Genomic DNA, 16,600 nt, shown 5'->3' on the forward strand with positions numbered 1-16,600 from the left:
CCATGAATCAACCACCTGTTCGCTTAACGTACCGTCTGCTCAGCTATCTGGTTAGCGCCCTGCTCGCCGGGCAGCCACTGCTGCCTGCGATATCTGCCACGCTGACGCCAACGGGCAACACCTCCGCAGACAAAGCGGCGAACGGGGTGCCGGTGGTGAATATCGCCACGCCAAACGGCGCGGGGATTTCGCACAACCAGTTCAAAGATTACAACGTCGGCAAAGAAGGCCTGATCCTCAATAACGCCACTGACAAACTGAACCAGACGCAACTCGGCGGGATCATCACCGGCAACCCGAACCTGAAAGCGGGCAAAGAAGCAAAAGGCATCATCAACGAAGTGATCGGCGGCAACCGTTCACAGCTTCAGGGCTATACCGAAGTGGCGGGCAAAGCGGCAAATGTGATGGTCGCCAACCCGTACGGCATTACCTGTAACGGCTGCGGCTTTATCAACACCCCGCAGGCGACGCTGACCACGGGCAAACCTGTCTTCGACGCGAACGGCAATTTACAGGCGCTGGATGTCAAAAAAGGCAGCATCACGATTGAAGGCAAAGGGATTGACGCCAGCGGCAGTGATGCGCTGTCGATCATCTCGCGTGCGACCGAAGTGAATGCCGCCATTCATGCGAAGGATTTGAAAGTGATCGCCGGGGCCAACCGGGTTGGCGCAGACGGCAGCGTCACGGCGCAACAAGGCGAAGGGGCTGCGCCGTCGGTGGCGGTCGATACCGGCGCGTTGGGCGGCATGTACGCCAACAGAATTCACCTCGTATCCAGCGACAAAGGCGTAGGGGTCAACCTCGGCAACCTGAATACCCGCCAGGGGGATATCACCCTCGACGCCAACGGCAAGCTCACCGTGCATAGCAGCCTTGCCAGCGGCGCTTTCGATGCCAAAGGCCAGAGCATCGCCCTGACCGGCGACCATAAAGCCAGCGGCAACATCACGCTGAACAGCCAGAGCGACATCGCGCTCAGCAACGGGTCGCTGAACAGCGATAACGACCTGGTGCTGAACGCCAACGGCACGCTTTCGCAGAACAGGACAAAGCTGACTGCCGGACGGGATGCGGCGCTGAAAGCCAAAAATATCAGCCAGGATGCTACCAGCCAGATCAATGCGGCGCGCAACGTTGCGCTCAACGCCAGTGACACCCTCACCACCCAAGGCCAGAATACGGCCGGACAAAACCTGACGGCCAGCGCCGCCACGCTGACGCAGAGCGGCAAGCTGCTGGCGGATGGCAACACTCAGCTTAACGCCAGCACGCTCACCAACCGTGGCAATGTGCAGGGCGGCGCGTTGACGGTGAACAGCACTTCCCTCAACAACAGCGGCTCGCTGCTGAGTGGCAGCGGCCTGAACATCACCACCCAGGATTTCACGCAAAGCGGCAGCACGGGTGCGAAAGGCAAAGCCGATATCACCGCCAGCGGGCAAGTGAATAACACAGGTTCACTTGTGAGTGATGACTCACTAACACTAAAAGCGCATGACGTGGCGCAGAATGGCACGTTGTCTGGCGGTAAAGGGCTGAACATTAATGCCGACGCGCTGACCTCCGGCAAAAATGCGGTGACGCACTCTGACGGCAATCTGGCGCTCACGGCCAATACAGCCACGCTGGACGGTGAAACCAGTGCCGGCGGCAACATGCAGTTGCAGGGCGACAAGCTCACAACAGCCGCCAGTGCGCAGGTGCAGAGCGGCAAAAATCTCAGCATTAAGGCCCGGGAAGCCAGCCTTGCAGGAACGCACGCGGCGCAGCAGTCGCTAACGGTTAACGCCAGCGAGAAGCTCACGCACAGCGGCAAAAGCAGCGCGGCGTCTACCAGCCTGACGACACCTGAACTGAACAACAGCGGCGTGCTGGTTGCCGCTTCCCTGAGCACTCAGTCGCAAACGCTGACCAACAGCGGGCTGCTGCAGGGCGATAACGCGCTGAAGGTGAGTACTCACTCACTGAACAACCAGCTGAACGGCACGCTCTACAGCGCTAAAAATCTGGTGCTGGATATCCCCGGCATCAGCAACAGCGGCCTTATCACCAGCGACAAAACCCTGACGCTGAACACCACCACGCTGACTAACCCAGGCAAAATCACCGCCAATGCGTTGACCGTGAAAACGGCAACCCTGACTGGCGATGGCCTGTTGCAGGGCACAAACGCGCTGGCAATTTCGGGCGATACCTTATCGCAAGGAACTGCCGGACGCTGGTTGACCGCGGGAGATTTATCCATTGACGGTCAAACGCTGACCACCGCGGGCACCACGCAGGGCCAGAACCTCAGCTTTAACGTGAAAGACTGGAGCCACACCGGTTCTGCGCTGGCCACCGGGAACCTGAATTCCACCCTGGCAAACTCGCTCCTCAACAACGGCGAGCTGATGAGCCAGGGGGATTTCACACTGACTGCACCGACGCTGGCCAACCACGGCAAAATGCTCACGGCGGGCGATATGGCGCTGAGCGGCAAGCAGTTCAGCAGCAACGGTGCGCTTCAGGGCGACACGCTTAGCCTGACTCAGAACAGCATTGATAATCAGGGCACGATCGTTGGCCTCAATGGTCTGCGACTCAACAGTACAGGCACTCTGAGCAACAGCGGCGATCTGTTGAGCCAGCAGGCACTGGACGTTACCGCAAGTGACGTTACCAACAGCGGACGCTGGCAGGGGCAGACGATCGCTCTCGACGGCAGTAGCCTGAACAACAGCGGCGCAATTCAAAGCGCGCAGGATCTGGCTCTGACGCTGAGCAGCGACGTGATAGCCGGCACCGGCAGCAAAATCACCGCGCTCGGTGATGCGACCCTTAGCGGAAAAACGCTGAACAACCAGGGGCTGATTAGCGCCAAAACGCTGGAGGTGAAAGGCGACTCGCTGACCAACAGCGGCGAAATCAGCGGGGTGAACAGCCTTGCGCTGACGCTTAACGGCAGCCTGCAACAGCAGGGCAAAATGCTGACTGGCGGCGCGCTGAACGTCAAAGCGAAAGACATCGACAACAGCGGCCAGCTTCAGGGCGCTGCGACCCAAATTAACGCCAACACCTTGACCAACAGCGGACGCATTCAGGGCGACATCGGTCTGACGCTGACCCTGCTCGACAGCCTGAACAACAAGACGAATGGCGTCATCCTCAGCCAGAATGCGCTCACGCTAAGTGCCCCGGTACTGACTAACGACGGCACACTACAGGGCAACGGTAAAACCACGCTGAACGCGGCAACGCAGGCTCGCAACAACGGTAAAATTCTTTCCGCTGACGACCTGACGCTGAACAGCGCAAATTACAGCGGCAACGGCTGGTTGCAGGCGACAAACCTGGTGCTGAATGTGGCAGAACTTGCCAGCAGCGGCACCATGATGGCGGCAAATCAGGCCACGCTGACAGGCAATAATCTGAACAACGGCGGCACCTTCCAGGCGGCGATGCTGGATGTGAATTACCAGACGCTGACCAACAGCGGCACGCTGCTTGGTAACCAGAGCCTGCAACTCAAGGGCAACAGCCTCAACAACGCCAACGGCAAAGTGTTCAGCGGCGGCGATATGGCGGCAGAACTGGCCTCGCTCAGCGGCGTGGGCCAGCTGATAGCACTGGGCAACCTGACGCTGAAGCTCACCAACAGTTTCACCTCGCAGGGCGTTATCGCCTCGAACAAACAGCTTTCCATTTCGAGCCAGGGTGATATCACCAACGCCGGCACCTTGCAGGGCAACGACATCACGCTGAACGCGGCAGGCAAACTCACCAATAACGGATTGCTGACCGCAGGCAGCGGCACCACGACGCTCAGCGGCAACCAGATGGCAATGAATGCCAGCGGTAGTTTGCAGGCAGGCGGCGACGTCAGCCTGACCAGCCAAAGCAACATCACGCTCGACGGATTTACCGGCACCGCAGGCAGCCTGCTGCTGAGCGCGACTGGGTCAATCATCAACACCGCCCTGCTCTACGCGGGCAATAACCTCGCGCTGTATGCCGACAGTATCCAGAACCTGCGCGGCGATATCCTCGCGGGCAACAACCTGGTGATGCAGAAAAACGCCAGCGGCGCGGCGAACAGCGAAGTGACCAACACCTCCGGGAATATCGAAACCACCAACGGCGATATCACGATTCGGACCGGGCATTTGTTGAATACCCGTGACGGATTAAAGACATCCAATGAAACGATTGATAACCCGTCATCGCTTCCGGGATTGGGCAATGCAACGATCGATATCTCAATATCTCAGTTGGAAGATGGCAGCTACGGGAAATACGTGGCGTCTTATCCGTTTGAGCAATGTACTGGAGGTGTCAACACACATTGCACCAAGCACCCCGGTAGCACGTCATACGGCATGCGTGCGGATCACACCGAACAAAAATATGCCATCAGCCAGACAGTGACTACAGTTTCAGCCGATGGCGGAGTCGGCGGTATTCGCTCAGGGCGTAACATGACGATTGCAGCAAATCGTCTGGATAACAACGCGAGTGTCATTCTCTCCTCCGGCGATATGACGCTCACCGGGAGTACGCTCTCAAACCAGTCATGGCAGAACTCTACCTCGTCGGAATACTGGAAATATGTCTATCAGGGTCCGTTAGGCTACGCCGACCCAAACTCACCTATTACTGTTTCTGGCGATGAAATTGGGACGGTCACACTGCCCAATCCGAAATCCGATAAAATTACCTTCACGCTGGATGGCAAGACCACTGAATCAGAACTGGGCGAAATCTTCCGCTCTGTCATCCAGGCGGGTGGCAATGTTATCGCTAGCTTCGCCAGCGATATCAGCAACACCAACACCACGGCTAACGCGGGCAAGATCACCAACACCATTGCGAAGCCGACGTTAACCCCCCCTTCGGCGCAGAACATCAGCGGTGGCGCAAACCAAAAAGCGCTGGATCAGGCCGACACGTCAGCCATCACCAATCCGGACTGGAAAGACACCACCAACGGCCAGACGATTGGCGGCGGCACTGATCTGAACCCTGGCGGCATGGGCGGCGATTATCCCCTGCCTTCCGGCAACAATGGCTACTTCGTGCCTTCTGCCGATCCGGACAGCCCGTATCTGATCACGGTGAACCCAAAACTGGACGGCCTGGGCCAGCTCGATCCTTCCCTGTTTGGCGATCTGTATAAACTGCTGGGCATGAACCCGGGCGCGGCACCGAAAGAGACAAATTCGCGGTACACCGACGTTAATCAGTTCCTCGGCTCGTCTTACATGATGGATCGTCTGGGCCTCAACCCGGACAAAGACTACCGTTTCCTGGGCGATGCGGCGTTTGATACCCGCTACGTCAGCAACTCTGTGCTGAACCAGACCGGCACTCGCTACATTAACGGCCTCGGTTCGGATCTCGACCAGATGCGTTATCTGATGGATAACGCCGCCAACGCGCAGAGCGGGCTTGGCCTGAAATTTGGCGTGGCGCTCACCGCCGATCAGGTGGCGGCACTCGACCACAGCATTCTGTGGTGGGAGACCGCCACCATCAACGGCCAGACCGTGATGGTGCCGAAAGTGTATCTGTCGCCGAAAGATGTGACGGTGCAGAGCGGCAGCGTGATCAGCGGTAACAACGTGCAGCTGGCGGGTGGCAACATCACCAACAGCGGCAGCTCGCTGATTGCCCAAAATGGCCTGAGTGTCGACAGCAGCAACAGCCTCAACAATCTCAACGCCGGGCTTATCAGCGCGGGCGGCGGTCTCGACCTGAGCGCGCTGGGCGACATCAACAACATCGGCTCCTCGATTTCCGGTAAAACCGTTCAGCTCGAAAGCGTGGGCGGCAATATCAACAACATCACCCGGACGCAGCAATGGAGCATCGGCGACGACAGCCGCCGGGGCAACGTGCACGTCAGCGGAACCGATGTCGGCCAGACGGCTTCCATCACCGCCACCGATGGCCTGTCGATGGCAGCAGCCAACGATATCAACATCACCGGCGCGAAAGTCAGCACAGGCGGCGATCTGGCGATGGGCGCAGGCAATAACATCAATATTGCGGCCAACCAGATAACCGACAGCAGCAGCCAGTCTGGCTTCTGGGGCAAGAAAGACACCAGCGCGTCGTCCACCTCCAACCAGGGCAGCGCCATTACCGCAGGCGGCAACGCGGTGATGCAGGCCGGAAATGACATCAACGTTACGGCGAGCAGCATCAACGCAGGCAAAACCGCGCAACTGGTCGCCGGAAACGACCTGAACCTGAATGCGGGCGAAACCAGCCAGACCAGCCGTACAGGCGGCAGCGAAACGCATCAGAGCAGTGCGGACAGAACCACCCTCAGCGCAGGCGAGAACGCCACCCTGGTGGCAGGGCGCGATATCACCAGCCAGGCAGCGGGCATTGCGGCAGAAGGCAATGTCGGCATTCAGGCCGGACGCGACGTGAACCTGCAAGCGGAAGCCACCGTCAACGGCAGCAGCAGCCGTGGCGGCAAGAAAGTGGTCATTGACGAATCCGTTCGCCAGCAAGGTACGGAAATCGCCAGCGGCGGCAACACCACGATTATTGCCGGGCGCGATGTGAACAGCGAAGCCGCGCAGGTCACCGCCAGCGGCGATATTGGCGTGGCCGCCGGGCGCGATGTGAACCTCAGCACCGCCACCGAGAGCGATTATCACTACAAGGAAGAGACGAAGACCAGGAAAGGGTTCTTCAAGAAAACCACGACACACACCATTGATGAAGACAGCGCGACGCGTGAAGCGGGCACCCTGCTCAGCGGCAATAACGTGCAGGTGCTGGCGGGCAACAATCTGCTGGTGAAAGGCTCCTCGGTGGTTGCCGACGATGCCGTGAACCTGCATGCGGGCAATAACGTCGATATCGTGGCCGCCACCAACACCGACTCAAGCTGGCGCTTCAAGGAAGAGAAGAAAAGCGGCCTGATGAGCAGCGGCGGCATTGGCTTCACCATCGGCAGCAGCAAATCCACCCACGACCTGCGCGAAGCAGGCACCACCCAGAGCCAGAGCTTCAGTACCGTCGGCTCAACGGGCGGCAGCGTGGCGATTTCTGCCGGTAATCAGGCGCACATTGGCGGCGCAGACCTTATCGCCGGGAAGGATTTAAGCCTCAGCGGCAGCAGCGTCATCATCGACCCGGGCCACGATAAGCGCACCCGCGATGAAACCTTCGAGCAGAAGAAAAGCGGGCTGACGATTGCACTTTCAGGCGCTGTGGGTGGTGCCATCAATAATGCCGTGAACTCAGCGCAGGATGCGGAAAACGAAAGTGACAGCCGTCTTAAAGCGCTCCAGGCAACCAAATCTGCACTTTCTGGTGTGCAGGCAGGCCAGGCAGTCGCCCTGGACGCTGCTAATAGTGGTAATACCGAGAATCCAAGTACCAACGCCATCGGCGTCAGCGCCTCTCTTACCACGCAAAAATCGAAGTCTGAGCAGCATGTACGCAGTGATGAGGTCACAGGCAGCACGCTGAATGCGGGTAACAACATTTCCATCACCGCCAACGGGAAAGGCACAGGTCCGAACAACGGCGATATTGTGATTGCCGGCAGCCAGCTGAAAGCAGGTGGTGACACCCTGCTCGCCGCTAAGAACGACGTCATTCTTAGCGGCGCGGCCAACACCCAACAAACCACCGGCAAAAACAGCAGCAGCGGCGGCGGTGTCGGAGTGGGTATTGGAGTCGGCAGCGGCGGCTGGGGGATCAGTGTATTCGCCAACGGTAACTCTGCACACGGTAAGGAAAAAGGCAACGGAACCGACTGGACTGAGACAACAATCGACAGCGGCAAAACCGTCACCATTAAGAGCGGGAACGACACCGTCCTCGATGGTGCACAGGTCAACGGCAATAAAATTGTGGCCGATGTCGGGCACGACCTGCTGATGCGCAGCCAGCAGGACAATAACGACTACGACAGCAAGCAGACCAGCGTGGCCGGGGGCGGAAGTTTCACTTTCGGTTCAATGTCCGGCTCGGCCTACATGAGCGTCAGCCAGGACAAAATGAAGAGCCGCTTCGACTCGGTAGCCGAGCAGACCGGGATGTTTGCGGGCGACGGCGGGTTCGATATTACCGTCGGCAACCACACCCAACTGGATGGCGCGGTCATTGCCTCCACGGCGACGGCGGATAAAAACAGCCTCGATACCGGCACGCTGGGCTTCAGCGATATTCACAATGAGGCCGATTTCAAAACCCAGCACGCGGGTGGGTCATTCAATACCGGCGGCAACATCGCCGGGCAGTTTGCCAGCAACATGGCGAACGCTCTGGTCGCTGGCGGCGTGAACAAAGGCCATGAGGAAGGTACCACTCAGGCTGCAGTGGCTGATGGTACGATTACCGTCCGCAACAAGGACAAACAACAGCAGGATGTCGCCGACCTGAGCCGCGACACCGAACACGCCAACGACAGCATCAGCCCAATCTTCGATAAGGAGAAAGAGCAGAAGCGACTGCAGGAAATTCAGCTGATAGGTGATGTGGGTTCGCAGGCCATCGATGTGGCGAATACTCAAGGTGACCTGGCCGGGCGTAAAGCCGCAAAAGATCCCAAATCGCTGGAAGAAGCACGCCAGCAACTGGCTGCGGAAGGAAAACCGGTCAACGATGCTGCTGTATCAGAACGAGCCTACAACAACGCATCGTCTGTTTACGGTACAGGCGGGGCAGTTCAGCGCGGTATTCAGGCGGCAACCGGTGCGCTCACAGCGCTGGCCTCAGGCGGCAATCTTGCTGGCGTACTGGCGGGAGCCTCGGCCCCACAACTGGCGAACATCATCGGACATGATCTTGGTATTGAAGATAATGCCGCAGCAAGAACAATTGCCCACGCGATCCTCGGCGGCGTAACCGCAGCGCTTCAGGGGAAAGATGCAGGAGCAGGTGCCGCTGGTGGCGCATCGGGAGAACTGGCTGCGCAGATCATCAAAGATCAGCTGTTCCCGGGCAAAAGTAACAGCGATCTGAGCGAAAGTGATAAGCAACTGGTCAGCAACCTGGCGACCCTGGCCTCGGGGCTGGCGGGGAATCTCGCAAGCGGTGATTCGAGCGGCACAGCGACAGGTGCACAGGCTGGGAAGAATGCGGCTGAGAATAACTCGCTGAGCGGTGACAAGGCGCGTGAGGCAGTGAAGCAGGCTGCCACGAGTATGAAGGATCAGGTCCGTAATACGCTTGGGAATGGCGCGCTCTCTTCTATCGTCAACAGCGTCATCGGTGCTACGGCTGATTCTGGTGATGCAGTGCTGGGCGCAGCTGATTACGGTGCCGATGCAGCAATGGCATTGACTGCCTGTGCTATGGGAGACAGCTACTGCACTAAAGCACTTAGTGATTTGTCCGAGAAAAATCAGGCTGTGGCGGATACCGTAACAGCTTTAATGAAGAGTGATACCTGGTCTGCAGTTGCGGATACAGTTAAACAGGCTGCCACAGGGAACCAGGCAGCTCTGGAAGCTACCGGCGGAATGTTGGCAGGGATAATCCTTCCAGGTAAGAAACTACCCGATCTGGCGGCTGCGAAAATTGTTGCGAGTTCTGTAGTTGATGCAAACAAGTTTAATTATTTGTTTGGTCGGGCAACAGGTAGTAAACATAATCTAGATCGTTCCAACCAGCTTGCCCTGGAGATGAAAAGATTGGGGGTCACTGACGACCTGAATGGTCAGGCTGCCCTGGCTGAACATTTTGATCAAGCAGCTAAAAACCCTGATAACATTGTAAAAAAATACACAGATCAGTATGGTAACTTTGAAGTCAAAGAGTCCTTTTTTATCGGTCCGTCAGGAAAGGCTACTATGTTTGAGAGTACTTTCAAGGTAATGGATGATGGTTCTCACAAGTTTATCACGACAATACCAATCAATGGAGCGGCCAAATAATGTTCATAGAAAATCATCCTGATGAAATTGCTTTGCTATCTTTTTTCGAAAGTGAGCCTGTCTCTTTTGAAAGGGAGAACGTGAGTTTTTTATATACTTATAAAAACAATGACAATCTCTCTATCGACTTTTCTTTTAGTATTGTTGAGGGTTGGATTCAGCTATGGTTGAGTTTGGACGGAAAAGAATTCCTTCAGAGTTCAGTAGACCGCGTTAGCAGTTTTTCCATCAGAAAAGATAGCATAGGAGAATATATTTATGTTGAAACTGCTGCTGGTGAACTTGTGAACACCATGGAGATTAGAGTCATTCCAGACATAAAAGTAAAAGCTAGCTCTTTGGCTAAATAGATACTTAGTTGAGAATAACCATCTCAGTCCTAACAAGCAGAAGAGCTGTAGCGAAGAACTTGAGGCCTTGGGTGCTAACATGAAAACTATGCCAAAGAATATGAGCTGCCTTTTCCGTTCGAACACCCTGGTAACGCTGCTTGCCAGCATCATTTCTCATTCAGATCGCTTCAAGGGCAACCTTAGCCACAACGCCCTGAAGAAATGCCATAACCTCCAACTGCTCTTTCTGTGGAAGTTGCGTTGTTTTGTTCAGCACTGTCATTAACGGCGTAGCGTTGGGCGAGTGGTAATGACCAAAAAACCCAACATGAGGTGTACAGAGAAAGGTGTGTTGAAATACTTAAAGTATCAATGGCAAAGAACTTCGTGGTCAGACTGAAGACACTTAGAATCAAAATTATTTAATAAACAAGGAAATAAAAAAATGAAAAAGGTAATAGCAGTAGCAATCTCAATGGCATTTCTGTCGGGCTGTGCTGGTTCGTCAAAGCCTGAAACGGTCAAATCCACAAATGGCAGCGCTATTGAAATTGTTAGTGGAGCAGCATTGAATGATTTAAATAATAATCGGGTGGCTGATAATAAATTACGTCTGGTTACCCCTGCAGACAACACTGTAGGCAAAGGCCTGGCGGTGCTAGCGGTTGTTACAGGGAACTTTAGCACCAGTGATTTTGATAAGGAGAATTATAAGGGAAGCGCTATTGATACAATGGTTAACCCGACAGAAAGCTACTTCACGCCAAAAGCAAAGAAGAGTATCACCGAATGGATGTCGGCCAACACTTCAGGTTATACATATAATCAGCCTTTATATATTGGTCACGCAACCTGGGCACTCATCTTTAACGACTCAAGCGTTGCCGACCCCGTTTACCAGCTGAAATACAAAGTTATTTTCTACAAGCGTCCTGAAGGTGGCAGTCTGTTTTCCGCATTTACCGTAGCTGATTGTAGCCCTACGCCTGTAACGGCCACACTGGCAGAATGGAAAGAAAATAACTACCAAAAAGTCACCACAGAAACTCAGAAATATATGGATAGCTGCTTACTCGAATTCAATAACCAGCTTCCACGCTTATTAAAGCCCGCCAATAAATAAGCCTTTTACTCATCAATCCCGCCCTTACCGGGCGGGATCACTTATCTGACTCACACTCCCTCAAGTGCCACCTTAGCCACAACGCCCTGAAGAAATGCCATAACCTCTTGCTGTTCTTTCTGTGGTAGTTGCGTGGTTTTGTTCAGCACTTTCATTAACGGCGTTTCCGTTGGGCGAGTAGTAATGACCAGACAACCCGGCATTACGCGCACATCCAGTGATGTGCCTGATGTGAACCCAGCTTCTTCCATCCAGATGCCGTTCAGGCGCAGGCTGGCGTTTCGGGTGTAGCATTTGGTTTTGTTTGTCTTTCTGTCGTAATGGCGAATGCTGACGTAGCTGACTGTCATGCGGCGTAGCGGCTTAGAGATACCGTTATTTTTGTCTGTATCGGAAACCGATTTCGCTCTACGGGTGACTTTGTTCTGCACGCCGTAGCGGTCATATTTGCGTACTGGATCGTGCTTTTCTGAAATATTAGCCAAAGTTTCAGAAACTGTTTTGGCAATAGTTACTTCTGGCTTATGATTTTTGTCAGCCATATTCAACTCCGTTTCAGTTGTTTGTGGTCAGCGGTGTGAAAGTGTTGGTAGCACTTTCATGCCGCGCTCTTTAATAATCTGAATTTATGATTTCTTTTTTTCCTGTTGCAGTCTGATGCCTCTTTAAGTTCGTTCATTATACCGTACTGAATAAAAGTACAGTTCTTTATAAATGAGCAATGTTCAGAAATGCGAGGCTGCTTCAGGAAATATCGTCACGTCTTGCACTCGTTGCATATTAGATATTCCGCTAAAACGATCCCTTATATTAAAACGGCAACTATCCCCTGCCCTCCGGCAATAACGGTTACTTTGTACCGTCGCCGCCGGGCGGGATGTAAACCTCACCACCGCCACCGAAAGCGATTATCACTACAAAGAAGAGAAGAAAAGCGGCCTGATGAGCAGCGGCGGCATTGGCTTCACCATCGGCAGCAGCAAATCCACCCACGACCTGCGCGAAGCAGGCACCACCCAGAGCCAGAGCTTCAGCACTGTCGGATCGACGGGCGGTAGCGTGTCGATTTCTGCCGGTAATCAGGCGCACATTGGTGGCGCAGACCTTATCGCCGGGAAGGATTTAAGCCTCAGCGGCAGCAGCGTCATCATCGACCCGGGCCACGATAAGCGCACCCGCGATGAAACCTTTGAGCAGAAGAAAAGCGGGCTGACCGTGGCGCTGTCCGGCACTGTCGGCAGTGCGATTAACAATGCCGTCACCGCAGCGCAGGACACCAAAGAGGAAAGCGACGGGCGTCTGAAGGCACTTCAGGCCACCAAAACGGTGCTGTCCGGCGTGCAGGCCGGGCAGGCAGCCGACATGGCGAACACCACCGCCGACCCGAACGCGATGGGCGTTGCCCTCTCGCTGACCACCCAGAAATCGAAATCACAGCAGCATGCAGAAAGTGATGCGGTGGCAGGTAGCACGCTGAACGCAGGCAACAACCTGTCCATCACCGCCAACGGCAAAAAAGGTGGCGGCGATATCGTGATTGCCGGCAGCCAGCTGAAAGCAGGTGGAGACACCCTGCTCGACGCGAAGAACGACGTCATTCTTAGCGGCGCAGCCAACACCCAACAGACCAGCGGCAAGAACAGCAGCAGCGGTGGTGGCGTAGGCGTGAGTATCGGTGCGGGCGGTAACGGCGCAGGCATCAGCGTGTTCGCCAACGTCAACGCCGCACACGGCAAGGACAAAGGCAACGGCACAGACTGGACCGAAACCACGATAGACAGCGGTAAAACCGTGACCATTAAAAGTGGGAACGACACCGTGCTCGATGGCGCACAGGTCAACGGCAACAAGATTGTGGCCGATGTCGGGCACGACCTGCTGATGCGCAGCCAGCAGGACACCAACAGCTACGACAGCAAGCAGACCAGCGTGGCCGCTGGCGGCAGCTTCACCTTCGGCTCCATGACCGGCTCGGGTTACATCAACGCCAGTCAGGACAAAATGAAGAGCCGCTTTGATTCCGTGGCAGAACAAACCGGGCTGTATGCGGGCAACGGCGGGTTCGACATCACCGTCGGCAACCACACACAACTGGATGGCGCGGTTATCGCTTCCACCGCCACGCCGGACAAGAACAGCCTCGATACCGGAACTCTCGGCTTCAGCGACCTGCACAACGAAGCAGACTTTAAAACCTCGCACTCCGGCATCAGCCTGAGCGGCGGCGGCAGCTTTGGGGATAATTTCCAGGGCAACATGCCGGGCGGCATGATTTCCGCGGCAGGCAACAAAGGCCACGCGGAAGGCACCACGCAGGCCGCCGTGGCAGATGGCACCATCACCATCCGCGACAAGGCGAACCAGCAGCAGGATGTCGCCGACCTGAGCCGTGACACCGAACACGCCAACGACAGCATCAGCCCAATCTTCGACAAGGAGAAAGAGCAGAACCGCCTGAAAGAAGTCGGGATGATCAGCGATATCGGCAACCAGGCGGCGGATATTGCACGGACGCAGGGGAAAATCGCTGCGACCAAAGCCGCGCAGGACAAAATGCAGAATGCCTCTGCACAAGATCTTGCCGCAGCAAAAACTCAATGGGAGCAGGAGCATCCTGGCAAAACTGCGACAGCGGACGACATCAACGGACAGGCATTCAACAACTTCTATAACGATGCGTTTGCTGCGACAGGAATGGGAACAGGCGGAACTGTTCAACGCGGTATCCAGGCAGCAACGGCAGCGCTTCAGGGGATAGCTGGCGGCAATATCGGCGGAGCACTGGCGGGCGCTTCAGCACCAGAACTGGCACATCTGCTCAAGCCGACAGAAGGCAATGCAGCAGTGAACGCTATCGCACACGCGATATTAGGAGGCGCAGCGGCTGCTTTGCAGGGTAACAGTGCAGCGGCAGGCGCGGTTGGCGCGGGATCAGCCGAACTTGCGGCCCGCGCTATCGCGGGAATGCTCTATCCGGACGTGAAAGACCTGTCGAAGCTGACAGAAGATCAGAAGCAAACTATCAGCACACTGGCGAGTATTTCAGCGGGCATTGCTGGCGGCATCGTAGGTGGCGATACTGCCGGGGCAGCAACTGGAGCCAGTGCCGGGAAGAATGCGGTTGAGAATAATATGATCTCCGTACCAGTCCCTGCTCCGATTGCTCCTCCAGGCGTTCCTGTTAGCCCGGGGGACAAGATAACTAAAGATGCCAATGACAAAATGGCTTCAGCGCTTGATGATCTGTTCGATACCCTGGACAAGGCGACTCAGTGTAGCTTCGGACGAGCGTGTTCTTCGGATGATAAGGATCAGGAAGCCGGACCAAATACAGGTAAAAATCTGACAGATGGTGAGAAAGCAGAGTTAGGTGGTGCGGGTTCAGGTACTCCGGGAGGCTGGGGACCGCAGGATGAAGAGAATGCACGCATTGCTGAGTCTCAACCAAATGAATCCAATACCAATAATTTATCTTCCCTTCCTGTTGAAGAACAAATTGGTATATTGAGGGATGCGGCAAAAGGGAATAAAGGTAATTTTGGTTTAGGTCAGGCAACCGCCAAGGATGCTAACGCATTGGGTGAAGCATGGGTAGGGCCCGGATATCGAGTATCCAGTGATGGCACGGCATGGGTAAGTTCTGATGGGTTAAGAGTTTACCGTCCGCCTTCATCTAAACCAAATAGTCCTCACGCCACAACGGGAGTTCAGGCTAATTTTGAACAAAAACTGACGCCAACGGGAAGACCTATTAGTAATGGGCATCTGGATATAACAAAATGAATATTGAATTGAAAGGGCTGAGATCGCTGGAACTGGAAGATAGTTTAATAAACTATTGGCCAGCAGACCCTACCAACTTCGGTTGTTGGATCAGAGCAATGATCGGACCTAAAGACCAAGAAGGTGCTGAAGCTTTTGATATGCTGATATGTACGCCAATCTGGCTTCAACAAGAGTTAGCATCAAATAAGTCCCTGTCTGGTAAAGGAATGATCATTATAGAAAAATATGATTATGATGAAATCCTTTCATACTTAGAGAAAAAGATCATTGCTTGTAATGATAGGGATTGGTCAAAAGCTGCCATCAAATTGAGTCGGTTCAGTTTCTGGGAATATGAAGATTATCAGCCATAACCTGGAGGCTGGGGACCGGAGATGAAGAAAATGCCAAGAAAAGTGGATCTTCTGCTAACCCTGAAATCGTATGGACCACGAAAAGTATGTTGATTCTTTACGCGCATCGATGGAGAAACCTAATGTCCAAGATGAAAACCTTAGCAATATCATCAATGACCTATACCGGCCTAGTGTTAAGATAGGAAGCGGAAGCACCGCCGTGATCCTACCCACGTAATGTGGACACAGCCCTAAGCGAGATTCAGGTTTTCAAATTGTTCCGGGCTGAGACCGCCACACGCACTGTGGCGACGCCAGCGATTATAATCACACTCGATATAATTAAATACCGCCGTCCGCATTAATTCCCGGCTGGTAAAGCGTTCTCCGTGGATACATTCCACTTTCAGCGAGTGAAAGAAGCTTTCCACGCAGGCATTGTCATGACAGCAGCCTTTTGCGCTCATGCTTCCGCGTAGATTATGGCGTTTCAGCAAGCTCTGATAATCCCCGGAACAGTACTGTCCACCACGGTCCGTATGAACAATGACATTTTCCGGGCGTTTACGCCGCCAGAGCGCCATTTGCAGTGCATCGCAGGCAAGTTGTGCCGTCATCCGGGAGGACATCGACCAGCCGATAACCGCCCGAGACCACAGGTCTATGACCACGGCCAGATACAGCCACCCTTCATCGGTACGCAAGTACGTGATGTCGCCTGCCCACTTCTGGTTCGGGCCGCTGGCGTAAAAATCCTGTTTTAGCAGATTCTCTGACACCGGCAGACCATGTGCGCGGTAGCTGACCGGGCTGAACTTCCGGCTCGCTTTTGCCCGCAGTCCCTGACGACGCAAGCTGGCGGCAATGGTTTTGATGTTGTACTCCGGCAACTCCTCAGCGAGACGCGGCGCACCATAGCGTTGTTTTGCCTCAGTGAATGCCTTACGGACAGCCTCATCGCAGACAAGCCGGAACTGCTGACCCGGGCTTGTCTGATGACAACGCAGACGCCAGGCATACCAGCCACTACGGGCGACCCGCAGCACCCGACACATCGCTTTGATGCTGAATTCAGCCTGATGTTTTTCGATAAAGACATACTTCATTTCAGGCGCTTCGCGAAGTATGTCGCGG

The 16,600-nt window shown here is 54.9% G+C and carries 6 protein-coding genes and 1 pseudogene; 5 read left to right on the forward strand and 2 right to left on the reverse strand.

Features of this window, described 5'->3' with window-relative positions; genetic code table 11:
* Positions 1–2 precede the first annotated feature (2 nt).
* From ACLW56_RS17210 to ACLW56_RS17220, 3 genes are all read left to right on the forward strand, one after another.
* Positions 3–9,890 (forward strand): hemagglutinin repeat-containing protein, encoded by a 9,888-nt coding sequence (locus ACLW56_RS17210; RefSeq protein ID WP_330984958.1) that lies wholly within the window; start codon positions 3–5, stop codon positions 9,888–9,890.
* Positions 9,890–10,240, forward strand: a complete 351-nt coding sequence (locus ACLW56_RS17215) for a hypothetical protein (RefSeq protein WP_330984959.1) — start codon at positions 9,890–9,892, stop codon at positions 10,238–10,240. Before ACLW56_RS17210 ends, ACLW56_RS17215 begins: the two co-directional genes overlap by 1 nt.
* Positions 10,241–10,667: 427 nt before the next feature.
* Complete coding sequence (locus ACLW56_RS17220) at positions 10,668–11,345, forward strand: hypothetical protein (RefSeq protein WP_330984960.1); 678 nt, start codon at positions 10,668–10,670, stop codon at positions 11,343–11,345.
* 50 nt (positions 11,346–11,395) lie between these two features.
* Here the strand turns inward: ACLW56_RS17220 and ACLW56_RS17225 are convergent, their stop codons facing one another.
* Entirely contained in the window at positions 11,396–11,887 is a 492-nt protein-coding gene (locus ACLW56_RS17225; RefSeq protein WP_330984961.1) for a SymE family type I addiction module toxin, read from the reverse strand.
* A 316-nt stretch (positions 11,888–12,203) separates the two neighbouring features.
* On the opposite strand from ACLW56_RS17225, the pseudogene ACLW56_RS17230 reads away from it, so the two are divergent.
* Together ACLW56_RS17230 and ACLW56_RS17235 are read left to right on the forward strand one after the other, a co-directional pair.
* Positions 12,204–14,789, forward strand: a pseudogene (locus ACLW56_RS17230) (hemagglutinin repeat-containing protein); the annotation flags it as partial.
* A 335-nt stretch (positions 14,790–15,124) separates the two neighbouring features.
* On the forward strand, positions 15,125–15,484 hold the full coding sequence (locus ACLW56_RS17235; RefSeq protein WP_330984962.1) for an immunity 8 family protein: 360 nt from the start codon (positions 15,125–15,127) through the stop codon (positions 15,482–15,484).
* Between the two features lie 233 nt (positions 15,485–15,717).
* Here ACLW56_RS17235 and ACLW56_RS17240 read toward each other — a convergent pair.
* On the reverse strand, positions 15,718–16,600 hold an 883-nt coding region (locus ACLW56_RS17240; protein WP_330984963.1), incomplete at its 5' end, for an IS3 family transposase.

Origin of the sequence: Pantoea sp. sgz302252, from assembly GCF_047713085.1 — a bacterium.
Lineage (GTDB): Bacteria > Pseudomonadota > Gammaproteobacteria > Enterobacterales > Enterobacteriaceae > Scandinavium.